The sequence below is a fragment of the Leptospira kirschneri serovar Cynopteri str. 3522 CT genome, from assembly GCF_000243695.2.
Lineage (GTDB): Bacteria > Spirochaetota > Leptospiria > Leptospirales > Leptospiraceae > Leptospira > Leptospira kirschneri.
The window spans coordinates 415,332-439,993 of sequence record NZ_AHMN02000011.1 but is presented as its reverse complement, the minus strand read 5'-3'; the positions used below and the strand labels follow the sequence as shown (position 1 = coordinate 439,993).

Sequence of the window (24,662 nt, the reverse complement as noted above, 5' to 3'; positions counted from 1 at the left end):
AATGTGGAACTCCTCGACTCGAATTACAAAAAATGAATATTTAAAAATCTGTAATGCGACTTACTACTCCGACACATGAATAGAATACTTGGATTAGATTGTTTCAAAAATTTGAATATTTTGGTCCTGCTTTAAAATGCAGTAAATCCCGAATTTGCGGTATTTTTTAAGTACTACTATTTTTTTCGTAAATTCGACCGTTAATAACTTGGTACTATTTTCATGCGTCCGGGTAGTAATCTCCCACAAATTTATTTTTTACAAATAAATTCTTAAATTGTAGGAATTCATACTTTTAGAAAGTTCTTTCTCAAGCCGAACTCACGTTATTTATGAACTTGCGGTAGTTCCACATTTTAGAAAAAGTTATACTGTAAAAATCCTAAAATATTGCCTTCGGAAAATACTTTTTTACGTCTTTATCCTGATAACCCTCGTATGCACATTCCCCCACTCTCGGAGAATTTACAAGAGGTAAAAGCAAATCGTCCCCTTCCTCTTTAACACATTCATGATTTCTAATACAAGACTGACATAAAAAACCCGATCCGTTATAGATACAAAATGGACAAATCATCACCGCTTTATTGTCACAACAAGAACATTTAAAATCAATGTCCTTATTTCTAAATATTATTTTAATATCTTTTTCGTCTTCATCTTCGATTTCATCAATTAGCGATAAAGATAATTCCGTGGATGATCCGAAATCATATACGTAATCCACTTTAAAACCTTTTTCAAAAACTTGTCCTATTTTTTTCTCCATTTCAATATCATCGTTATCGCCCTCAACAAAGGAGCTTAAATGATCGCAACATTCAACCCATATATTTTTTATGAACCAATCTATTTCTTTTAAGGAAGTATCTGGCTTTGCCTTAACTACAAGCCAATATTCGGGGCTATACTTTCCCTCAATGAGCAAAATCATATGACGAGAGGACTTACCCTTCTTCGTTTTGTTTTTACCATCGCATTTTGAGATATGTGTTTTGATTGATCTGGAATTTTTCGGTATTTCTTTATTACAATACGCGCACGTTCCGTTAGTTTTCATTTTTTTCATAAACTACCTAATTCTTTTTAAATAATAGATTACGCGTTTAGACGACTATCTTTGCATTAAGCGCCATAGACATCAGTTTACAATTTATGCATATTTTAAGAGTTTGTCCCAAAACCTCAAAGAAAATTTGCAGTAGTTCCCACAAATGATGTCTATTTCTGCGGTCTTTGGGCTTTTGCACGATTTTTCTCACCGTTTCAAAAAATAATAGTTCCCACATTGTAGAGAAAGGTCTTTGAAACTTGTGAGAGTTCCTAGTTTTTCATAAGAAACACCTATAAAATAGTTTTTTCATTTTTATAATAGCCGCAAAACGGCGATTTGATGCAATAATTTGATTGGTCATGTTTCTTTTTGAATTTTATAAAGATCCATAGATGATTTGTATTTAAAAGTTATATCTCTAAATTACATAACAAAGTATCCAATATTTTACATTCAAACAGAGCTTTATTATCAAAATTCACAGTATCTAACTTTATAGGTCTCAGTAAAAACTTAAAATTGTGGGAACTACTGCAAAATTTCGTTCGGAAAAATATGATTTAAAATCGCAAAAAAGATAAAAAGAGACGTAATCTGTAGGAACTACCACAATTTAAAAATAGAAGTTTATAACTTGTCGTATTCAAGTGTGGGAACTATTACAAATCACGATTTTACGAACCAATTCTAAAATTGTAGGAACTCATACTTTTAGAAAAGTTTTTCTTAAGCCGAACTCACAGTATTTAACTTTATAGGTCTCAGTAAAAACTTAAAATTGTGGGAACTCTTACAAGTTTTATCATTAGAGTTGGTGAAAAATTCCATAGTTCAGATAACAAAAAGACTTAGATCATCCATTTCCATAAAATAGAACAGATAAAGAATTAATTTTCCAACAGCTCTATTATCTAAAAATATAATAAAACTACCTTAAAAGATAGAATTTGTGGGAACTACTGCATTTTTTTTTATTAACAACTTAACAATGAAAGAGCCATTTTTTTTGCGAAAGCGATTGAGTTGAGGCACAAAACGCTTTTTCAAACGAAAGTGTCTCACTCTCCATCATAACCAACCCCACAACTTGAAAAGGATTTTAGAATCAAAGTTGAACTCAGCAAAACGCACATTATTCAAGTGTTCCGACAAGAATGCGTCTTTTTACTTGCAAAAAGTATGTTTTTCTGATAGAGAAAAGTCTCTCAAACCTTTCCACCTCCATCTGAATTGCGACCATGGGAAGCAATTCATTGAGTTTCTAGGGAAAACTCATGCAACGCTCTCTGCGGATCGCGTTGCAAGTGTAAGTTTTACAGAGGATTTGTCGTAATTCCGACAGATCTATATTGAAATTAAATACAAAATATTGTATTACGTTTCTTTCATGCAATTTATTGACTGGAACTAAAGAGCGCGGTCCGGCAACACCGGATTCGCCCATTTTCTTACTCCGAATCACATTCAATTATAGCAATACACTATCTACAAAAAACGAAAGAATTTAAACTGACCGATTTTCAACGAAGTTAAATTACTAAAGAGATTCTTAAAATGTCGTAACTACTATAAAAAAGAGATGTGAGTTTTAAAACTCACATCTCTTAACTTGAAAAACAAAACCAACTTTAAGTTCTCAAAAATTTTTACTTCGGAACAACTTTTACGAAATAACTTTTGTTCGTTTCAAAATCCTTTAAAATTCCTTCAGAAAGGTCGGAACCGGTCAATTTAGAATGTTCAGAAATTAGATTTTGAATCACTTCATAATCTCCATTTTCTAGATCCACAGTTTTCACATATTCCTTGTTCAAAAGAGGCTCAATGTCCCATCCTTTTTGAAAGAAATACGCAGTCCCTCCGGTCATACCAGCTCCCATGTTTTTTCCTACGCTTCCAAGACATACGATGGTTCCACTGGTCATGTATTCAAGAAAATGATCTCCTGCTCCACCTACAACCGCCTCGGCTCCGGAGTTACGAACTCCAAAACGTTCCCCGGCTCTTCCAGAACAAAAAAGTTTTCCCGAAGTTGCACCATAAAGACAGGTGTTCCCTATGATCGTATTTTCATACGCTTTGAACTTAGACTTACGATGTTTTTTGATTACGATCACACCACCACAAAGACCTTTACCAACGTAATCGTTCGCATCTCCGTGTAAGGTGATCTGAACTCCTTTAACAAGCCAAGCCCCTAAGGATTGTCCTGCGGTCCCTTCCAAAATGATTTCTAACTTTCCAGGCAGACCTTTCGATCCGTATTTTCTAGCAATCAGACCGGAAATCTTTGCCCCCACGGTTCTATTCGTATTACGCACCAAGTATGAAAGAGCCATAGAAGATTTTCCTTCGAGTGCTTTTTCTGCGTCCTTGATGATACGATCGTCCAGAACTTCTCCGACCGGCTCTTTACGAATGGATCTATCTTTTTTCTGTTTTGTAGGGTCATAAAACAAAGGTAAACGGACCAAAATCGGATTGAGATCAAGAGAATCCAAACGATCCCTTTCATAACGTGTAATTTGTTTTAATAAATCGGTTCTTCCAATGATCTCATCGATAGATCTAAATCCGAGTTCCGCAAGATACTCTCTTACTTCCAACGCAAGACAAGTGAATAGATTTACAAGCTGATCCGGAGATCCTTTGTATTTTGCACGAAATTTGATGTCCTGGGTCGCAATCCCCGTAGGACAATTGTTCAAATGGCATTTTCTAGCCATGATACAACCCAATGCGACAAGGGACGCAGCTCCGACCCCGTATTCTTCCGCCCCCAAACAAGCCGCAATGATCACGTCTCTTCCAGAGACAATCCCACCGTCTGTTCGGAGAACGACTCTATCTCTCAGACCATTCATTACTAAAACTTGATGTGTTTCGGAAAGACCTAACTCCCAAGGAGAACCAGCATATTTGATCGATGTGATCGGAGCCGCCCCCGTTCCTCCTACATGACCAGAAATAAGAATTACATCCGCGTTCGCTTTGGCAACACCTGCCGCGATCGTACCTACTCCCGCTTCAGAAACCAGTTTGACCGAAACCTGCGCCTTATGATTGGCCATCTTCAAGTCATAAATCAACTGAGATAAATCCTCGATCGAATAAATATCATGGTGAGGAGGAGGAGAAATCAGATCGATCCCCATCGGAGTATGACGGTTCGTTGCAATTTCCTCGTTATTCTTTTTACCGGGAAGCTGACCACCTTCTCCCGGTTTTGCGCCTTGAGCGATTTTAATTTCTATTTCAGTCGCGGAATTCAAATATTCGGAAGTTACGCCAAATCTACCCGAAGCGATCTGTTTAATGGAAGAATTAGCAAGATCCCCTTTTTCGTTCACAACATAACGAGAAGGATTTTCCCCACCTTCTCCCGAAGAAGACTTAGCACCTAACCGATTCATAGCGATCGCAAGATCCGTATGAGCTTCAATAGAAAGCGCACCATGAGACATTCCAGGAGTTAAAAACCGTTTTTGAATTTCAGTAACGGTTTCCACTTCTTCAATCGGAATCGGTTTTTTAGCTACGAAGTCGAATAAATCTCTTATGTTAATGGGATCACTTTCTTTCAAAATTTTAGTGGCTTCTTTGAAAGCTTCATAATCGTTATCGACTGCGGCCTTTCTTAAAAACTTAACAACTCTAGGAGACCAACGGTGAGGTTGATCGTCCTTCTCGGAAATGAAATCTTCCGGATTAATTTCTTTGTAAAAAGCTTGTTCGTGGTTTCGGAGAATATTTTGTTCGATTCCCCAGATCCCAATTCCAGAAATTCTGGAATACGTTCCTGGGAAATATTTGGAAACAAGAGTTCTAGAAAGACCAATCGCTTCAAAAACCTGACCTCCTACGTAAGAAGATAAAATGGAAATTCCCATTTTAGACATGATTTTGAGAAGCCCATCGTCTACACCATAACGATAATTTCCGCAGATCTTATGAAATTCCGGACGAGTTCCATCTTCTCCGTCAAATTCTCCCTTTTCCCAAAGATCAAATAACGTGTCCCAAATCAAATAGCTGTTAACCCCGGAAGCTCCGTAACCTAACAACACTGCTACATTATGAATTTCGAATGCAGATCCGGTCTCGACCAAAATAGAAACTGCAGAACGAGTTTTATTTCTAATCAGATGATTATGAACCGCCGCCACCGCAAGTTCCATCGGAATAGGTGCCCTTTCTTTCGAAAGTTCTTTGTCGGAAAGAATCAAAATATTCGTTCCGGAAGTAGCAGCCTTAAGAGCCTGCTCCAAAAGCGCCTCTAAAGCGGTTTCTAAATAATTCCTGTTTTGGCTTGTCTCCGTTTCCAGATGCGCCTCAAATGTGGCGTCTAACGTTAAAATTTTATATGGTTTTCCTTCCATTTCTCGGATTCTTTTTAAATCCAAATTGGTAAGATAAGGATGAGAAAGCACCAAACAGTTCTGAGGTTTTTCGTCTCCGAACAAATTCATCTTTTTTACAAGACGAGTGTAAAGAGAAGTTACACCTTTTTCCCTCATATAATCGATCGGAGGATTGGTCACCTGAGCAAATCTCTGACGGAAATAAGTATAAAGACCAATTCTAGAAAGCATCAAAATCGAAAGTGGAGTATCGTCTCCCATAGAACTAATCGCTTCTTTTCCCTGATGCGCCTGTGGTTTGATCACCGATTTTTGTTTAAATGGAGAATAAGCAAATAAGATCTGTCTTCTTCTTAGATCGTCACCTTTGTAAGTGATCGTTTCATTGATGGAAGAATCTAAGTCTTGATTGAGATAAGATACGTTCTCTTTAGACCATTCTCTGTAATCGTATTTCTTTTCAAAAAGAGAGTTAATATCTTCGTTATAATAAAGTTTTCTCTCTTTTAAATTGATTCCTATCATTTCTCCGGGACCAAGACGTCCTTTTTTAGTCACGAGTTCTTCGTCTACTTGAACAAGTCCGGCTTCCGAGCCCATGACCAAAAGACCGTCTTCCGTAACCGCATAACGTGCAGGACGAAGTCCGTTTCTATCTAAAGCGCCCCCGATCCAATCCCCTTCCGCAAACGCAAGCGCCGCAGGCCCGTCCCATGGTTCTATTAGAGTATTATTATATTCGTAAAAACTTTTCAACTCTTCCGACATGGTCAGGTTTTTAGACCAAGCATTTGGAACGAGCATCGCTTTTGCTTGTAGAACATCCTTACCAGAACGAACAATCGCTTCCATCGCGTTGTCCAAACTTGCAGAATCGCTCATGTGAGGGCGAATGATCGGATGAATTTCTTTTTGGTACTCACCCCATTTTTTACATTCTAGTTCTTCCTCGCGTGCCAGCATCCAGATCCTATTTCCGGCGATCGTATTGATTTCACCGTTGTGAGCTAAAATTCTAAACGGTTGTGCTAAAGCCCAAGAAGGAAACGTATTTGTTGAGTATCTTTGGTGAAAGATACAATAGGGAGAAACCATCTCTTCCGAATTCAGATCATCGTAAAACTGGGAAACTTGATTTCCGTTGAATAGTCCTTTAAAAACGATTCTTTCTGACGAAAGAGAACAGATATAAAGATCCCCTGCAAGTGAGTGACGATCTGCGTCTCTCATTAATTTTTTCTGAATTAGAAATAGTTTGGTTTCGAAGTCTTCGTTTGACATCCCTTCCGGTTTGCCTATTAAAACCTGTTCGATCTGAGGTCTGGACTGATTTGCTTTAGGTCCTAGTACTTCCGGATTTACTGGAACGTATCTCCATGCATAAAGTTTAAAGTTAAATTCCATGAGTGCGGACTCTACGAGACTACGACACATATCTTGTTTATCTATGTCTTCTCGAGGAAGAAAAATCATTCCTACTCCGATGGAATCTTCATCAGGTCTTCTGTGACCCATCTCTTCGATGTAAGTGGCAAATAACTTTTTGGGAATCTGGATCATAATACCGGCTCCGTCCCCGGTTACCATATCCGCATCTACTGCACCTCTATGTGTCAGACAGGCTACAGCCTTAAGCCCCATAGATACGATTCTATGACTATTTTCTCCCTGATAGGAAGCAACAAATCCCACTCCACAGTTATCATGTTCGAATGAGTTCTCATAGAGTCCATTTTCTTCCAGATACTTTTGAAGTTGTAATTGTTCTTTTAGATCGTTCATCTGCCAGATCCCTCTTCATCCAATTTCCCTGGTTTCCATATTACGTCGGGTTCGTTTATGGTCGAAATTTCAGCAAAATTCCCCAGTTACAGCCAATAAATTGAGAGTTGAGTAAATTGAAAACATTCTTTTAAAAGACTGGATTGAAATAAGAATCTGTCGGGACTCTACCTGTAAAACAGGACCACGTTCTTCGTTGGATCCTTCTTTTTCAAAAAATTTTCTCACTCCTGAGTATAACACAATTGAAAACACCGTTCCAGATCTAAAAAGGGAATTTTCCATTCTCCAAATGTGGGAACTCTCACAAAGTTAGAATCTCACTCTCCAAATGTAGGAACTCTCACAAAGTTAGAATCTCACTCTCCAAATGTAGGAACTCTCACAAAGTTAGAATCTCACTCTCCAAATGTAGGAACTCTCACAAAGATAGAATCTCACTCTCCAAATGTGGGAACTCTCACAAAGTTAGAATCTCACTCTCCAAATGTGGGAACTCTCACAAAGTTAGAATCTCACTCTCCAAATGTAGGAACTCTCACAAAGTTAGAATCTCACTCTCCAAATGTGGGAACTCTCACAAAGTTAGAATCTCACTCTCCAAATGTGGGAACTCTCACAAAGTTAGAATCTCACTCTCCAAATGTGGGAACTCTCACAAAGTTAGAATCTCACTCTCCAAATGTGGGAACTCTCACAAAGTTAGAATCTCACTCTCCAAATGTGGGAACTCTCACAAAGATAGAATCTCACTCTATTTTAGGTGTGTTCTAAAGAGTCATGAATGAAATCGAAAAACTCGATCTAGAGTTTTTGAAGAAGGGGAAGGAACAGATCGGAAAGTTTTTTTCTCTGAGTTGCATCCGGGATTCTAGTAAAAAGTTGATCCAACTTTTGGCGCAAAGAAGAAGTATTTGGATATTCTTCGAAAATTTTAAGAATGTGGGGCCAGGCTTTTTTCACAAGTTCTTCCATTCCCGGACCGGCGGTTTTAGAAGATACAAAAGCCTTTTCCAAACCTGCCCTGAATTCGGCAAAAATACGAGTCAGATCCAAAACCTTCCAAAGTCTTTTCTCTGTTAATCCAGTTCTAGAAGAAATCGAGGAAAGGGTAGAATTCCAATCTAAAGGTTCATTTTTCATTTCCTTCAAAACAAAAGAATGAAGTTGAACAAGAGCGCTGAGTTCCGAAGGAAGAGCCATCACCCATTTTTTATAAGCGTCCGGTTGACCGTCTTTTTGAAACTGTCGAACACGATTTACACTTTCCATATATTTAGAAAATGGAATATTCACGGGGGGTTCTTCCGGTTCAACCGAAGTATCTTCTAAAAACGTAGGTTCTTCAAAACCTTCAAATTGAAGATCCTCTACTTCGGTTAACAATTCTTCGTTACCACCAACCGCAACTGGAGCCGTTATCTCCGCTTCCTCAAACTCTTCCCTTTTTAATTCTAAAACCTTTCCGGAAAATTCGGAACCAAATCTATCCAAGATTTCGGTAAGAATCAATTTTTCGGGCTGCTTTTTTAAAGGTACAGCGGGGGAAGAAGTTTGTGGTGTAACTTTTTTAACGACACCCTGTCCCGACTCACTTTCCTCATTAGCCTGCTTAGGTGTTTCACCAAAAGAAGAGGCGGAAGGTTCAAGATCTTTTCCGGTCGCATCGTCTCTAAGAACCACATAACCTTCCATTCCGATAAACCTTTTACCTGGAGGAACCAATTCTCCGATCGTTTCCAAAATTTCTTCCGAAATACGGGAATATCTTTTCCTTTTAGGTTTACCTATATTTGCCTTTTCCTGTTCAATGAGTTTGTTTTTGATCCCCGCGTGTGTGTTCATGAAATTTTTCGTCATAAACGCGGAAAGATCAGATTGGGACATTCCTAGAAATTCAGCGAACTTAGGAAGGTGATCAAAAAATTGCTCCGTCTTTTGGATATTACTTACAATATAAGAACGTACTTTTTGTTTAAGAGTTTCCTGGTCTGTTGGAGAAATTTTCTTACCAGAGATAAGGCCGTTAAAAAGTTGAATATGAGTATGGAAATAACTTAAGAACTCTCCGTAAGCTGTTAATTCAAATTCGCCGTGAGAGTTTTGCTCTAGAATCTTTTTATCATTTCCGGACATACGATCAATTTACGTTTGTTAAGTTGAACAAGACGAACTTACACTTTGATTGGACAGTTTTCACCCACTTTTCAGGAATTCAAGACATTTCGAGAAACTCGTAAGGAACGAAAAAAGCCGAAAGATGGCATTTGTGAAACGATCTACGTTACAACCGCAACGTACAAAATTTTGATTTCAATAACAAGCGGTAAGGCACTGAGTTTACAAACCACACTCATAACGAAATAGTCGTCAAATTACTGAGTCGAATCCTATTTTTAAAAACTACTTTTTTACTCATAACTAACTATACAACAAAGTAACAATGTTTTACTTTGGAATAGTATTTTACGACAAAAACTTAAGATACTCAATTTTATAAAAATTAGCAGCCATTTAATTTTATAAATAGAAAATACTTTTTAAAAGAATAAGTTTTGCAGAAAGAACTTTTATAGAACACGATCTTTCAAACGTTTCAAAAAATGATCATAGATTGTAAACGTTATAAAATCTAAAGATAAAGGGTTCTAAATCAAATTTACACGTAAATTTTTCGTTTCACCTAGAACTATAAAATAAAGTCCCAATATTTTACGCTGAAATAGTGTTTTGTAATAAAAATTTACAATACTTAATTTAACGTGAATTTGGTGTAAGAAAATTTTGGCGAATAATAAACTCAGGTGCTGCTCTCTATGAATCACAGCATAATAATCGTTTTCGCATTTGTTATGCCAAACTCACGTTAATTTAATAGAAATCAGTAAAACCACAATCAGATTAAAAATTCATTTTATATAAATAACTGATAAATCTTACGAAATCGTTCCTACCCATAAAGACAAATTGTTTAAATTTGAAATTAAAAGTATGCACTTATATAGGTTTATAATATTAAAATATTCTATATAATTAATAAAAAACTTAGTCTTACTTTCACTTAAAATTAATAGATTTAATTCCTAAATTGAAGTAGTCACATAAAAGTGGACAGTCTTTTAAGCAATATTTCTTCAATCTTTCTTGCCAAATTGAAATAAAATGATTCCCAAAATAGTTCCGCCTACAAGCCCTCCTATATGAGAAGCATTATCAATTCCACCAAACAATCCCCAAATCAAACCAGTTAGTATAAACGTTACTATCATGATCAAAACATTTTTTTTATCATCTCTGGGAAATGCATCCATTAGCACAAGTCCTAAGATCGCACCGTAAAGTCCAAAAATTGCACCGGAAGCCCCTACACTAATTGTATTCGGATACCATACAATACTAGCAAGACTTCCACAAAGTCCAGAGAAAATATAAAGAATTAAAAATCGAATTCGTCCAAGAATGGGCTCTACGAAAATTGCTGAAATGATAAGACCAAATCCATTAAAAAATAAATGTGGGAAACCAGCATGAACAAATACATTAGTTAAAAGCCTCCACCATTGGCCGGCTAACGTTTCAATTCTTCGATTTGCCCCCCATTCCAACAAACTAGGTCCATCCGGATAAAAAAAATGAACTCCTGAAAAAATCATTATTAAGAAAATTAAAATATTTAAATTTAATAAAATTGAAGTAATCATGTGATCACCTCGAGGAAACAAATACTCCAACACATCTCTCAAAGAATACTCTTTCACTTGTTCGTCCTGCGATAACATTTCAGAACCTTCTACTTTATAACTCGGGAATATTAATGAGATTAACAAAATCAAAAAACCAATCCCGAAAGTTCCAAAAAACCAGGCAAGTTTACCTTCATTTTTGCTTTCGAATTTTTCCGGTATCGGTTCCAAAATAATGTAACTTTCGTCCGGTTTTCGTTTTATCGATGATTCAATAGCTTGTAAAAAGTATTTTTTATCATCAGATGTAGGAGTACGTTCAAAATGATCCAAAGAATGGTAGTCGTATTGCTCCATAATCGCCATAGATTCTTCGTAAAAGTCTGTATATAACTTTTCTTTTTCTTCATCGTTCAATTTATTACTGATTTGTTTTTTAAATTTAACTCCATACCAATATTTATATTCTTTTTCGTTAAAACTTTTAGCTTCCGGTAAAAAAGGAATCCCAATAAATAACTCTAAGTTTAAGTTTTCATTATATTTTCCGGTAACTGTAACATTAGCAGAAACACCAGCAAAGGAGGGATCGACAGAAAAATTGATAAGTTTATAATAACGAGCCTTAGAAACACTTTCAATTTGTTGAATATTAGAAATAACTTCTAACTTTCCCATGGCCGTAGTTAAATAACTTTGAGTAATCATAAGAGAAACAGTAATTATAAGAGCCGAAATAAGTTGAAGATAAAAAGATCCGTTGCTGTCTTCATTTTTAAAACGTAAAATTCGCATTCTAGGTCTTAACCATATCAAGATAGGTATCCAAGGTAAAGTTATAGGTAGCACAAAGTCCCAAATTTCTTCGTTAATATCTAAAATTTCATATCGAATGGTAAGCAACCAACGTGCACCCAAAAATAAAATCAGATTCAAAACATAGATTAATAAAAAAATGGGAAGTATATGTTTTAATTTTTTGATATAAGTATTCATAGAATGTTTTTTAACTCAATTTCGCTGATACTGATATGAGTCGCACCTTTCATCAATTCAATTTTTTTAGAATAGGGTTGTTAAAAAATGAATTCTACATCTATCTTCGTTACATTGAAACGAGCTATCGAAACAATTTTGCGAATTCCACTATGGAATTTTTCAACAATTCTAATATTTCAGCAGTTTTCTTTTTGGAATTAAAATATTTTTAAGCTATAGCGACTAACGATCTTATATATGAATCTCATATAAATTCCAGAAACTCAACAAATGTCGCATACCACCCCCGAAAACCAAATCTCACAAAGAAAAAATTCTTTGAACTGCTTTTTCTTCTTTTAGACCCAAATTTCCGAGCGCTGAAAGATGTAGTTTAGGAATTCCAAAAACGGACCTGGCAAACATATTCAAATCTTCTAAAGTAATAGAATAAATTTCCTTCACCCTTTCCTCATAAGAATAATTGCGACCATAGTATAACTCCATTAAGGCGATTGTATTCATACGAGATTCGGTTTGTTCATAACTAATCGAAAGAGTGCCTTCATGATTAGTCTGAGCGTCTAAAAGTTCTTTCTCCGAAATTCCGTGATCCAAAACCGATTTGATTTCGTCCGAAATTGTTTCTAAACAGGTAATGAATTTTTCCTTAGAAGTGGAACAAACGATACTATTGATTCCAACATCAGCATAAGAAGAAGGATAAGCAGTAATATGATAACAAAGCCCTTTTTCTTCTCTCACTTTCTGAAAGAGTCTGGAAGAAGTTCCTCCGCCCAGGATATGAGTAAATAAACTCGCAGAAGAAGCGTTATGAAATTCTCTAGCAAATCCTTCTCCACCTAAAATAAAATAAACCTGTTCCAGCTTTTTCTTTTTCGGGAAATAACCCCATTTTTTCTTAGGTAAGGAAAATGAATTTCCTTCCCTTTTTTTAACTCTGGTTCTATTGAAATATTTGGCGGCAATCGTAAAAATTACGTCTGGTTCAAAGTTTCCAGAAATAGAAAGAAACATATTCTCCGTATGATAATATGTATCATAAAATTCTAATATACTTTTATGAGTAACACCGGAAACAGATTCTCTCGTACCTATAATATCGCGCCCTAAAGAATTTTTAGGAAAAAAATTCTGATAGTAAAAATCGTGGATATAATCTTCAGGAGAATCCTCATAACCTTGAAGTTCCTCCAAAATAACACCCGCTTCATTGTCTATATCAGATTGCTTAAGCAAAGGTTCATAGATCATTTCGGCTAACAATTCCAAGCCGATACCGATATGTTTTCCTGCGACGGTAACGTGAAAGTAAGTATATTCTCTCGAGGTGGCTGCATTTGTAAAACCACCTACTCTTTCTATATCTTCTGCTTGTTGTTTTGCAGAACGTTTAGCGGTGTCTTTAAAGAGCATATGCTCTAAAAAGTGACAATAACCCGCGTTTTTAGAGGATTCGTGTCTGGAACCAACTCGAACAAAAACCCCGGCAGACGCGCTAACGGTATGAGGGGCTTTTTGAAAAAGAACAGTTATTCCGCCAGGTAGAACTTTTTTATGAACTATCTGTGAAGGTTCCTGCACCAATGGAATATTAAAAAATTCTTATACTTATTCTTCGAGAGCGTCTTTTCTGGAAAGATCAATTTTACCGGTTTTATCTACGTTTAAAACTTTCACTCGAATAATGTCACCTTCTTTGACTATGTCTTTGACCGAGTTTACTCTTTTAAAATCGATCTTGGAAATATGACAAAGACCTTCTTTACCCGGAAGAATTTCCACAAATGCACCGAAATCAGCGATTCGTTTTACTTTTCCTTCGTAGATTTTTCCTACTTCTACTTCTGCAAAAAAACCGTCCACCATCTTGGCCGCTTTTTCTGCCGACTCTTGGTCGGAACCAGAAATAGTCACTTTTCCATCGTCTTCTATATAAAGTTCGGCTCCGGTAAGTTCGCTGATCCCTCGAACGTTTTTACCACCTGGTCCGATCAATTCTCCGATTCTATCTTTAGGAATATTTCTAACGATGATACGAGGTGCAGTTCCGGCTAACGTCGCGGAAGCCTTGGATATATGTTTCTCCATAATATCCAAAATATGAAATCTACCTTTCTGTGCTTGTTCGAAAACACTTTCCAGAACGTCAAAGCTAACACCGGTCACTTTCAAATCCATTTGAAACGCCGTGATCCCTTTTCTGGTTCCGGCGATTTTACAATCCATATCTCCGAAATGGTCTTCCAGACCCGCAATATCGGATAAAACTGCATACTTACCGGAAGAATCTGAAAAAAGCCCCATTGCAATTCCAGAAACGCTTCCCCGAATCGGAACACCTGCAGCCATAAGAGCCAAAGAACCAGAACAAACAGAAGCCATAGAACTAGAACCGTTGGATTCTAAAATTTCAGATACTACCCGAATCACATAAGGAAACTCATCCGGCTTAGGAAGAACAAGCTTTAACGCGCGTTCGGCGAGATTTCCATGACCGATTTCTCTTCTACCCGGACCGGAAGATCTACGAACTTCCCCCACAGAAAATGCAGGGAAATTATAATGTAACATGAAAGATTTTTCTTTCTGGCCTTCCAAAGTTTCGTATCTTTGATTGTCAGAGCCGGTCCCTAAAGTCACAACTCCCAAAGACTGAGTCTGACCTCTCGTAAAAACCGCAGAACCATGAGGACCCGGAAGAGGATTGATTTCCACAGAGATGGAACGGATTTCGTCTAACTTTCTACCATCAAAACGAGTTCCTTTTGTAAGAACTTGTTCTCTTACGATCTCATATTCTAACTCGTGAAGATATGCTTTTATATCCTTGATCTTGTCAGAGTCCTCAACCGTACTTTTGAAAAATTCTATTACTTCTTTATTTACATTAGAAATTTCTTTATTACGAGCAGTTTTATCCGGAGTTTGATTCGCTGCAGTTAGTTTTGCAAACGCGTATTCTTTTACTTTAGAAAGAAGTTCTACGTCCCGGACTTTCAAGTTAACTTCGCGTTTAATAACTCCGATTTTTTTAGAGTATTCTTCCTGAAGAGTTACAAATTCTGCGATATGTTTTTGAGCAAAACGAAGAGCGGAGATCATTTCTTCGTTGTTTAGTTCTTTCGCTTCTCCCTCAATCATTACGATATGAGTTTTAGTTCCAGCAACTACTATATCCAAATCGGAATTTAAAATTTCTTTAGTAGTAGGATTTAGAATCAATTCTCCGTTGACTCTACCAATTCTTGCGCCTGCAATTGGTCCATTAAAAGGAATATCAGAAACTGCTAATGCAGCACTGGCAGCATTTAAAGCATGTCCTGCAACGGAAACATTCCCATCTGCAGAAAGTACCTGAACTTGAAGTTGTACTTCGCAGAAATAACCTTCTGGAAATAAAGGACGAATCGGCCTGTCTATGATCCTGGAAATTAAAATTTCATGTTCCGGGGGTTTGGCTTCTCTTTTAAAATAACCACCTGGAAAGCGACCGACTGAATAAAGTTTTTCAGTATATTCACAAGTCAGTGGAAAAAAATCCTGTCCTTCTTTTGCTTCCTCGGCAGCACATACGGTAGCCAGTAAAACTAAATTTCCAGATTTATAAACAACGGCCCCGTGTGCTTGTTTTGCCCAGTTTCCAGTTTCTAAAACGATCGTATCTCGGCCATACTGGCCGGAAATTGTGTGTGTCATGAACGACTCCCTTACTTACGAAGTCCGAGAGTTTCGATTAGTTTTTTATAACGTTCTAATTCAGTTCTTTTAAGATAATCTAGAAGTTTTTTTCTTTTGCCTACAAGTCTTAGAAGACCAGTTTTAGAATGAAAATCTTTTTTATGAGTCTTAAAATGTTCGTTCAATTCTTTGATTCTAGCATCGATCAAAGCGATCTGTACTTCAGTGGAACCCGTATCTCCCGCTTTGCGGGCAAAATTACTGATAATTTGTTTTTTCTGTTCAGTAGCTATCATAGAGTGAATATACCTTTTTACCATTTTCCAGTCAATAGCGCCACTTTAAAGCTAATTTTTAGGAAAGACCCTTAAATATTTATAATCCAATTCATGGATCCCATGTTCTTCTTTTTTACACCAAGCAAGGATCTCTCCTTCCGGAGAAACCAAAAGAAACTCGTTTCCTGGAATCCATTCTAATTTAGTTTTTCTACCATTGAGCACGTTTTTTACTTCCGTGTTCGGAACTTCTATCGTCGGAAAGTCCAAAATCGTTTCCGGAGGATAAACTTTAATCTTTCCTTCTAATAAACTTTCGTACGAATCCGCCTGGTTTAAGTTCAACTTACCTATACTTGTACGAACCAATTTTTCTAAACGAAGCGGAAAACCGATCTGATTGGAAATATCCATTACAATTTTACGAATATAAGTTCCTGCAGAAACTCGAATTTGAAAAAAAATGGATTCGGGAGAAAATTCTCCCAGTTCATACTGATATACTTTGATCTTTCGAACGGCTGGAACAAGAGCGACCCCTTCTCGAAATAGATCCGACCTTCGTCTACCGTTTACCTTGAGAGCAGAAACTTCCGGAGCTTCTTGAGTTTCCCAAGTAGGCACTTGTTCAAATAGATCCCTCAATTTTTCTTGGTGTTCCTGAAACCAGATTTCAGTTTGTTCTTTGGGAAGAGATTCTAAAATCTCGCCTTCTTTATCTCCGGAATCAGTGGATTCTCCCGGCTTTACCCATGCTTGGTAGGATTTTTCTTTTTCTAAAAATACGCTGGAAAAACTAGTACAACTTCCAATGGGTAGAATCATTAGACCACTTGCAGCTCGGTCTAAGGTTCCGGTATGACCTACTTTCTTAAATCCTAGTTTTTTACGAACGGTAACCACTAGATCTGAAGAAGTCATACCTATTGGTTTATGGATCAGTAAGAATCCGGATTCAGTCCGTGTTCGTGGGTTTTCTAGTAAGTCTGAGCGATTCATCCAAACTCTGAATATATTCCTCGTCCCAGAGAAAATGCATTCTAGGTGTAATTCTAAGTCCTAACTTTCCGGACAAAGTCGCTTGGAATAAACCCGCAGCGCTATTGAGTCCGGACAATACTTTTATTTTTTTTTTGTCCGTGCAGATCGCAGTCACGAACACTTTCATGTTCTTTCCGTCTTCAGATATTTCCGCACGATGTACGGAAACCATATGCACCCTCGGGTCTTTTACCTTACCCGATAGAATCATCATTGCAACGGTTCGAACCGCTTCCGCTTCGATTTTTCTTCTTCGGATCGGATTCACAGTCCGATTTTCCTATTCTAACTTCCGCTTAATTACGGTTACATTATAAGCTTCGATCGTATCTCCGACTTTAAAATCATTGTATCCGTCTACTTGGATTCCGCACTCGAAACCCGCAACCACGTCGTTTACGTCGTCTTTGACCCGTTTGAGAGACTTAAGTTTCCCTTCGAACTTAGTTGCTCCATCACCGATAACACGTATGTTTGCAGACTTTTGAATTTTCCCGGAAAGAACCATACAACCCGCAATGTTTCCTATCTTGGATACTTTAAAAATCTCTCTGATTTCTGCAGTTCCGATCACTTCTTCGATTTTTTCAGGCTCAAGAAGTCCTTCCATCGCAAGTTTAATTTCATCCACTACTTGATAGATGATATTATAATATTTGATCTGAACTCCTTCTTTTTCTGCAAGCGCAATGGTCTTAGGATTTGCACGCACGTGAAAACCGATAATGAGAGCATTCGATGCAGACGCGAGCATCACGTCCATATCCACAATCGCACCCGCTCCAGATTGGATTACGTTCAACTTCACTTCGGGGGTAGAAAGTTTTTCCAAAGATTCTTTGATCGCTTCTGCAGAACCTCTTACGTCCGCTTTGATGATTACCTTGAGTTCTTTCAAAGCTCCTTGTTTAATGAACTCGTTCATGTTTTCAAGGGTTACTTTAGAAGAAGTTCCGGTTGCCGCACCTGCGTTTCCGATTCTTTCAAACTCGATTCTATGTTGAGAAATATTTCGAGCTTCTTTTTCATCCGCCATCGCGTCAAACGGAGCGCCTGCGTCCGGAACCCCGTCGATACCTGTCACCTGTGCCGGAAAAGCAGGACCCGCTTCCTGAATCAGCTGACCTAAATCGTTATACATGGCTCTTACGCGACCGGAAAAAACTCCTGCAACAAACGGATCTCCTACTCGGAGAGTTCCATTTTGAATGAGCACTGTAGCAACCGATCCACGACCTGGATCTAGTTTCGCCTCTATAATGGTTCCTTTCGCTCTTCGTTTCGGATTGGCCTTAAGATCCATTACTTCGGCCTGAAGCAGAATCATTTCTAAAAGTTTATCGATTCCTATATTTTCCCGAGCAGAGATTTTGGCATACATAGTCTCGCCACCCCATTCTTCGGATTGAAGACCATGATTGGCAAGTTCCTGCATAATTTTTTCCGGATTTGCAGCAGGAAGATCAATTTTGTTAATTGCTACAAGAATCGGAACCTCAGCGGCTTTTGCGTGACTGATCGCTTCTAAGGTTTGAGGCATCACTCCGTCATCCGCCGCAACTACAAGAACTACTATATCCGTTACTTTGGCCCCTCTCGCTCTCATCGATGTAAACGCTTCGTGACCAGGAGTATCTAAAAATGTAATAAGACCACGCGCAGTTCTAACTTGATACGCTCCGATATGTTGCGTAATTCCTCCAGACTCTGTATCAATCACAGAACTTCTACGAATCGTATCTAGTAATTTCGTTTTACCATGGTCCACGTGACCCATGATAGTAACTACAGGAGGACGATTGATATAATCCTCTTCTTTGTCTTTTTCCTCTTCTATGATGGTTTCTTCATATAAGGAAACTACTTTTACCTTACAACCGTATTCATCCGCGAGAAGAGCCGCGGTTTCCGCGTCTATGATATTGTTGATCGTCACCATCATTCCCATTTTCATGAGTTTACCGATGACGTCTCCAGGTTTTAAGTTCATTTTTTTGGCGAGTTCGCCTACTTGCACATTTTCTAATACTGTAATTTCTTTCGGAACAGAAATTCCAGATACACCAACTACTTTAGTTTTTTTGAATTTTTGTTTAAAAAACTTTGTGTTTTCTGCGCCGGAAAAATCCCTATCGGAAGTAGATTTTTCTTTATCGTGTCCCTTTTTCTTACTGGTAACAGAAGAACCTCTTGATTGAGAAAGTTCCACTTCTGCAGAAGTAATAGGCATAGGGCGAGTTCCAGTTCCACCGGAACGAGGACCTCGATTGCCTTGGTAACCTCCACCACCTTGTCCAGGACCACCTCCGGGACCGCGATTTCCCTGATAACCTCCGCCCTGTCCGGGACCACGATTGCCTTGGTAACCTCCGCCCTGTCCAGGACCACGATTGCCTTGATAGCCGCCGCCCTGTCCAGGACCGCGATTTCCCTGATAGCCGCCGCCTGAATTCGGTCTAGAGGGTCCAGATCCAGTTCTTTGAATCGGTCTAGAAACGATAATATTAGAATCTTCTTTTTGGAAAGGAGAACGAGAAGGGGGGCCTCCACTTTGTCGAGTGTCTTTATCTCTGGGAGGTCGAGTATCTTGTTTACTCGGAGATTCCTCGCGTTTTGCAGGAGAATGAGAAGAAGGAGCCGGACGAACGATTGGCGATTGACCGGAATTACCCGGTAATGGCAATGGCATTACAGGCGGCTTTTGGGAAGGAGCAGACTCTGCAACCGTTTCCTTCTTTGGAGACGCAGGCGGTGAAGGAGTCGATGGATCGTCTCCTTTCTTTTTTATAATCAGCTTTTTGCGCTTTCCCGCGTCCGCCGAACCCTGAAGCGTTTCCTTGATCGTCTTATTTTTATCTTCCATAAATGATTCCCTGGCTTTCCAAAGTTCTACAAACTCCAGATCTGAATCCACCGTTCCGGTTTTTTCAGTTATCCTCCACCCACTCTACGGATTCTCGGAGCAATTTGAGAATCTGTCCGGCTGTAGTATGTCCGATTCCTTGTAATTTTGCCAGATCGTCTTGGCTATACTCGATTAGAGTTTCCAAATCTTTAATTCCTTCGCTCTTCAAAATTCCTACGATACGAGCAGAGAGACCGGGAAGATCTTCCAAAGGTGTAAGTTCTTCCTCTTCTTCTTGTCCCATTGAAATTTTGGCTTCTTCCGCCATAGGAGAGTAAAAAAGTCTTTCCAGCCTTTCTCTTGCTTCTGGTGAAGCAAGTTCAGCGTTATACTGTGTCACGGTTTTAATATCAATTTTGTAACCAGCCAACTGAGAAGCGAGTTTTACATTGGATCCATTGATTCCGATCGCAAGAGAAAGCTGATCATCAGGCACAACTACCATCGCTTCTCTACCGGAACCGTCTACTTTTACTTCCACCGGTTTTGCTGGAGAAATCGCGTTTGCAATAAATTCAGAAGCGTCATCGGATGATTCTACAATATCAATTCTTTCGTTTCCAAGTTCTCTTACGATCGATTGAATCCGAACGCCTTTCATTCCTACACAAGCCCCCACCGGATCGATGTCTCCGCGAGTGGCACGTACTACTACTTTTGTACGAATAGAAGGTTGTCTAGCTACATTGATAATTTCTACTAAACCGTCGTATATTTCTGGGATTTCCATCTCAAACAATTTACGAACAAAATCCGCAGATGCCCTAGAAAGTGTAATGACCGGAATCGGTTCTCTAGGACGCAATTCTACTCTTTGTATGATTGCTTTAAGTCTATCTCCACTGTGATACTTTTCGCCCGGATTTTGTTCTCGGCGGGGCATAATTCCTTCTACTTTTCCGAGATCAATACTCATGGCGTCTTTTTTCCATCTCTGAAAATATCCGTGAGTCAGCTCTCCTTCCTTCGCCTTATACTCGTTATAGAGAAGTTCTTTCTCCATATCTTTGAGTCTTTGAAACACCATTTGTTTCGCTTGGCTAGAAATGATCCTGGAAAGTTCTACTGGTTTTTCTCGAAAAGAAATTACAGATCCGATTTCTGCTGATGCGTCAATTGCTTTAGCATCTTCTAAATTGATTTCAAGTGCGGAGGATGGAGTTCCGTCCACAACCTTTTTGGCGATTGCGATGACTACGCTATCTTTTCCAGAAGCAAATTCTACAGTAACCGGAGAAGGTTTTTCCGATTCTGAAGATTCTTCCAGTCCGGATTTTTTTTTATATGCAGTTATCAAAGAATCTCGAATGACTCCCATAACTGCTTCCCGATCCAGGGATTTATCCGCGCAAAATTGTTGGATCGCCTCCAACAGATTTCCTTCCGATTGTGTCTTCTTAACTGCCATATCAAATATTTACGTAAAGATTCCCTTTCAGTATATCCTTGAGGTCCAGTACCGTCTGCTTTTTTACGGCAGATTTTTTTCCCTTTTGAAATTTTTCCAAAACTACTCGATCCCCGTCACGATTCACGACTCGAAAAATTCCTTCCTGTTCTTTTTCCAATTCTTCTGATCGAAAGACCAAACGAATCGGTATTCCCCGGAAACGATCCAGGTCTCCCGGAAGATCCAGTTTCCTTTCCGCTCCCGCAGAGGAAACTTTCAGAGTATAATCCAGATCCGGTGAGATCCGTTCTAACTCTTCTTTCAGTTTTCTGGAAACTTGCTCACATTCCAGAAGGCTGACTGAACCATACGGATGCTCGAGATTGTCTAAGACTACTTCGATCAACGAATGGTTAGGCCTTTGGTTGACCTTTAATGAGTACAGTTTGACAGGCAAAGACAGAACGCCATCTAGAATACCACTGATTTCTTCACTGCTTACTGTCAAACCCAGCCTTAGAGAGAAAACTCAAAAATGAATGAATTTTTCCTGATAACCTAATCAAACTATTCAGATTTAGCTATAGTGTAAAGTAAAAAAACCCGCACAAACGATTCAGTAGGATTATTGCTTGTTTTCCAATCCATCTGTGAGAATGGTATCGTTAGACTGAATCAAACTCATGAGAAATCTCTATTCCAATTTTAGCAATCATTCCGGCATTCAAAAGCGGACTCGAATCCTTTTTTATTTTAGATTTGTTTTATTCTGCGTTATAACCCTAACGGTTCTTAGCTGCACTCGTTTCAAAGTGGATAATTACAATTCCTATCTTTATGGTAGAATCAAACTAGGAAACACTCTTTCAGATGTTCAGGCTAAAGTTTTGAACGGTGTTCCGACCAATCTTCCACAGACAATTCCAGTCGTTTCGAGTAAATTTTATATTCCAGACTTTGAACAATCTATTTTAAAAGTGTTTTCCACGGATGGAGAATTAAAATTTATCTTAGGAACTCTCAAAGAAAAAGTAGGAGATAAATACAAACTAATCACCGCAAAGATAGGAAAGATTGGACTTGTTACAGTCAACGGTGACGAAGAAATTTTTATTCAGTCTAGAATCGGAAAAGAAGAACAGCCGAAAGTAGATCCTATGTCGGAAGATATTTTTTTGAAAAAAAGCGGTTCTTTTGATACGGAATTTAAGGAAACGATCCCATCTACCATTCTTCATTTTTCGGATTCGGGAAAACTTTTAAATACGATCTATGTAGAAGGGATTTCCGGAAACACTCCTTTTGGCTATATAGAAAGAATGGAAGCGGGTAAAAACCACCTTCTTTTTGTATTTCATAAATCAAACGGAGACATGAAACTTTCCGTGTATGACAACGGTGTTTTACTTAGATCCGTAAACGCGTCTAACTTTGCTGAAACGATTTCGGATACAGAAACCACTCAAGCTAGATTAGAAACCATTCTTCCTCATTTTGAAGGGAAATACGCAGTCGCTTCTTTCAGCATTTTTGATAAGAAAAATTCCAGATTTAAATCCCGTAGAATTTTTAAATACGATTTCGAAACAAAAATCTCCTCACTTCTGAAGGAAATCCAAGATCCTTCGGAGTCTTTGTATTGGATATTAAAAGATAATGATTTTTTTATATGGGAAACTGAAACCGAAGAAGAAAGCTCCATTCGTCTTCAAGTTCATAACGAAGACGGCACACACGTAAACAATATCAGACTCAATTATCTTCCTCCCAGGGGGCTTTGGAGAGAGACCTGGATGGACTTAAACGACGAAATCTATTCCGCGAGAATCAAGTCAGGTTATCTGGAAATCCATAAATGGAAATAAAGTTTTTCGAATATTCAGAATCTCTGTTTGATGACAAAGAAAGCAGGGATCTGGATCGAAATACTATTTTTTCCTCCGGCATCTCCGGTTCCCATTTTATGGGTTTTGCAGCCATTTCCGTTTATCAAAAATTTAGAAAACAAATTCTTTCTTTTGATCGTATTCAAGTTTTATGCGGAAACGGAAACAACGGCGGAGACGGCCTCGCACTTTCCTTCTTTTTAATTCAAGAAAGTATCAAACCTACAGTTTATCTAAAAGATGGTTCTTTGTCGGAAGAATCTAAATTTTATAAAGATGCGTTTTTAAACTCAGGAGGTACTATTCTTCCTTTGGAAGATTTCCAGATTTCTTCTGGAAATGAAAGTTTATTTTTAGTAGATGCTCTTTTAGGAACAGGCTTTCATTTTCCTCTAAAAAGTCCTTTTGATTTAGTAATTTCTAAAATTCAAAAAAGCAAACAAAACAATCCTAAGAACGTTTTTATTCTCAGTATCGACTCCGTTTCCGGTTTTCAAGTCGACGTTCCTCTTCCTTTTGAAGCGGACGCGTTATCCGAAATAGGTTTTAAAAAATGGAAAAACCGTTTTTTACCCGGAAAGGTTCGTAAAACTTTCCATAGAATTGGTTTTCCGATCGGTAAAAATTTTTCTTTTTCAAATCCTACTGAGATCAGTTTTAAATCCTCTCAACACGAAAAACTAAAAGTCGGAACTCCGAAAAACGACGTTAATAATTTAGGATCAGAAATTCAAAAGACAGAATCCATAACTTCGTCATCCGATCCAATCCCGAATGAAACTTTAAAACCGATTCAAACCGGTAAAATCCTTTGGAATCCTATTCCGTTTAAAATTCTTAAAAAATCTCTCAAAAGAAACGAAGACTCTCATAAATATAAAAACGGTTCCTTGGTTGTAGTCGGCGGCTCTAAAGGTATGTCCGGAGCGGCACTTTCCTCGTTACTCGCCTTTCACATGTTAGGTGGTGGAATTTCTCTTCTTTTAACCCCTTCCGTTAAAACGGTAAAGGAAATTTTAAAAAAAGACCCTTCTTTGATGGTGGACTCGATTCCTGATAACAATAAAATCCTTTCTCATCCTTTTGTTCATAAAACCTCCGTTCTTCTTTTAGGTCCCGGTTTAAAATCTGTTGAATGTCCCAGGTTTGTTTTACCCGCAGAAAAATTTTGTGTTTTAGACGCCGGCGCGATCCAGGCTTTCGCAAACGTAGTGTTACACGATAAAGTTCTGATGACTCCTCATACAGGTGAATTGGAGATTCTTCTCAATTCTAAAATCAAATCGATGGATCAAGGGATCTCACTTGCAAAAGAATACATACGTAATTATAACGTAAATATTCTCTGGAAAAGACACTCTTCTTTTCTAATAGACGTCAATGGGATTGTTTATCTTTGGGAAAAATCAGAACCCAAACTCGCGGTCATGGGAACGGGGGACCTTCTCGCGGGAATTCTTGCTTTTTATTTTTCAAGAGGATTTGGTTTACGTGATACGGTTCATCTTTCTTTTTCCTTACTGACTAGAGCCGCTCAAAAATCCAAAGGATTTCCGACTGCTTCTGAAATTCGTAAACTACTGATTCAAGGAGGAAACTAAT

15 protein-coding genes are annotated in these 24,662 nt (G+C 38.2%); 3 read left to right on the top strand and 12 right to left on the bottom strand.

Annotation, left to right across the window (positions count from 1 at the left end; all coding sequences use genetic code 11):
• Window positions 1-382: 382 nt before the first annotated feature.
• A complete protein-coding gene (locus tag LEP1GSC049_RS211875) occupies window positions 383-1,069 on the bottom strand; it encodes a hypothetical protein (RefSeq protein WP_004755777.1) in 687 nt (228 codons plus the stop codon).
• A gap of 1,631 nt (window positions 1,070-2,700) precedes the next feature.
• Window positions 2,701-7,197, bottom strand: a complete 4,497-nt coding sequence (gene gltB / locus LEP1GSC049_RS0206705) for a glutamate synthase large subunit (protein ID WP_016748505.1) — start codon at window positions 7,195-7,197, stop codon at window positions 2,701-2,703.
• Window positions 7,198-7,491: 294 nt separating this feature from the next.
• Between gltB and LEP1GSC049_RS2000000228850 the strand changes: the two genes are divergently transcribed.
• The gene (locus LEP1GSC049_RS2000000228850) at window positions 7,492-7,971 is read left to right on the top strand and encodes a hypothetical protein (RefSeq protein ID WP_016560961.1); all 480 of its coding nucleotides are present in this window, start codon (window positions 7,492-7,494) and stop codon (window positions 7,969-7,971) included.
• 30 nt (window positions 7,972-8,001) lie between these two features.
• On the opposite strand, the gene LEP1GSC049_RS211880 is transcribed toward LEP1GSC049_RS2000000228850, so the two are convergent.
• The 10 genes from LEP1GSC049_RS211880 to rimP all read right to left on the bottom strand — a co-directional run bounded on the left by LEP1GSC049_RS211880 (window position 8,002) and on the right by rimP (window position 21,682).
• Window positions 8,002-9,333, bottom strand: a complete 1,332-nt coding sequence (locus LEP1GSC049_RS211880) for a hypothetical protein (protein ID WP_016560929.1) — start codon at window positions 9,331-9,333, stop codon at window positions 8,002-8,004.
• Between the two features lie 998 nt (window positions 9,334-10,331).
• Complete coding sequence (locus LEP1GSC049_RS211885) at window positions 10,332-11,876, bottom strand: rhomboid family intramembrane serine protease (RefSeq protein ID WP_004776827.1); 1,545 nt, start codon at window positions 11,874-11,876, stop codon at window positions 10,332-10,334.
• 303 nt (window positions 11,877-12,179) lie between these two features.
• Window positions 12,180-13,463: a M16 family metallopeptidase gene (locus LEP1GSC049_RS211890; RefSeq protein ID WP_016748503.1), complete on the bottom strand. Its 1,284-nt coding sequence runs from the start codon at window positions 13,461-13,463 to the stop codon at window positions 12,180-12,182.
• A 27-nt stretch (window positions 13,464-13,490) separates the two neighbouring features.
• Entirely contained in the window at window positions 13,491-15,578 is a 2,088-nt protein-coding gene (gene pnp / locus LEP1GSC049_RS211895) for a polyribonucleotide nucleotidyltransferase (protein WP_004755858.1), read from the bottom strand.
• An 11-nt stretch (window positions 15,579-15,589) separates the two neighbouring features.
• A complete protein-coding gene (gene rpsO / locus LEP1GSC049_RS211900; RefSeq protein WP_000562102.1) occupies window positions 15,590-15,856 on the bottom strand; it encodes a 30S ribosomal protein S15 in 267 nt (88 codons plus the stop codon).
• Window positions 15,857-15,907: 51 nt separating this feature from the next.
• A complete protein-coding gene (truB, locus tag LEP1GSC049_RS211905; RefSeq protein ID WP_025183925.1) occupies window positions 15,908-16,837 on the bottom strand; it encodes a tRNA pseudouridine(55) synthase TruB in 930 nt (309 codons plus the stop codon).
• Window positions 16,794-17,147 (bottom strand): 30S ribosome-binding factor RbfA, encoded by a 354-nt coding sequence (gene rbfA, locus LEP1GSC049_RS211910; RefSeq protein WP_001068305.1) that lies wholly within the window; start codon window positions 17,145-17,147, stop codon window positions 16,794-16,796. Before rbfA ends, truB begins: the two co-directional genes overlap by 44 nt.
• A gap of 12 nt (window positions 17,148-17,159) precedes the next feature.
• On the bottom strand, window positions 17,160-19,793 hold the full coding sequence (gene infB / locus LEP1GSC049_RS211915) for a translation initiation factor IF-2 (protein WP_016748502.1): 2,634 nt from the start codon (window positions 19,791-19,793) through the stop codon (window positions 17,160-17,162).
• A 13-nt stretch (window positions 19,794-19,806) separates the two neighbouring features.
• Window positions 19,807-21,192 carry a transcription termination factor NusA gene (gene nusA / locus LEP1GSC049_RS211920; RefSeq protein WP_004770218.1) on the bottom strand — a complete coding sequence of 462 codons (1,386 nt, stop codon included), beginning with the start codon at window positions 21,190-21,192 and terminating at the stop codon, window positions 19,807-19,809.
• A gap of 1 nt (window position 21,193) precedes the next feature.
• Entirely contained in the window at window positions 21,194-21,682 is a 489-nt protein-coding gene (gene rimP, locus LEP1GSC049_RS211925) for a ribosome maturation factor RimP (RefSeq protein ID WP_078131590.1), read from the bottom strand.
• Between the two features lie 175 nt (window positions 21,683-21,857).
• Between rimP and LEP1GSC049_RS211930 the strand changes: the two genes are divergently transcribed.
• On the top strand, window positions 21,858-23,039 hold the full coding sequence (locus LEP1GSC049_RS211930) for an LIC_12708 family protein (RefSeq protein WP_004755831.1): 1,182 nt from the start codon (window positions 21,858-21,860) through the stop codon (window positions 23,037-23,039).
• Window positions 23,030-24,661: a bifunctional ADP-dependent NAD(P)H-hydrate dehydratase/NAD(P)H-hydrate epimerase gene (locus LEP1GSC049_RS211935; protein ID WP_004755761.1), complete on the top strand. Its 1,632-nt coding sequence runs from the start codon at window positions 23,030-23,032 to the stop codon at window positions 24,659-24,661. The genes LEP1GSC049_RS211930 and LEP1GSC049_RS211935 overlap by 10 nt, the downstream gene beginning before the upstream one ends.
• The last annotated feature ends 1 nt before the right edge of the window (window position 24,662 follow it).

Excerpts from the sequence above, each read along its gene's own strand:
- LEP1GSC049_RS211875 (WP_004755777.1), bottom strand. The coding sequence starts at position 1,069 with ATGAAAAAAATGAAAACTAACGGAACGTGCGCGTATTGTAATAAAGAA.
- LEP1GSC049_RS211880 (WP_016560929.1), bottom strand. The coding sequence starts at position 9,333 with ATGTCCGGAAATGATAAAAAGATTCTAGAGCAAAACTCTCACGGCGAA.
- truB (WP_025183925.1), bottom strand. The coding sequence starts at position 16,837 with ATGAATCGCTCAGACTTACTAGAAAACCCACGAACACGGACTGAATCC.
- rpsO (WP_000562102.1), bottom strand. The coding sequence starts at position 15,856 with ATGATAGCTACTGAACAGAAAAAACAAATTATCAGTAATTTTGCCCGC.
- gltB (WP_016748505.1), bottom strand. The coding sequence starts at position 7,197 with ATGAACGATCTAAAAGAACAATTACAACTTCAAAAGTATCTGGAAGAA.
- pnp (WP_004755858.1), bottom strand. The coding sequence starts at position 15,578 with ATGACACACACAATTTCCGGCCAGTATGGCCGAGATACGATCGTTTTA.
- nusA (WP_004770218.1), bottom strand. The coding sequence starts at position 21,192 with ATGGCAGTTAAGAAGACACAATCGGAAGGAAATCTGTTGGAGGCGATC.
- LEP1GSC049_RS211885 (WP_004776827.1), bottom strand. The coding sequence starts at position 11,876 with ATGAATACTTATATCAAAAAATTAAAACATATACTTCCCATTTTTTTA.
- LEP1GSC049_RS211935 (WP_004755761.1), top strand. The coding sequence starts at position 23,030 with ATGGAAATAAAGTTTTTCGAATATTCAGAATCTCTGTTTGATGACAAA.
- LEP1GSC049_RS211930 (WP_004755831.1), top strand. The coding sequence starts at position 21,858 with ATGAGAAATCTCTATTCCAATTTTAGCAATCATTCCGGCATTCAAAAG.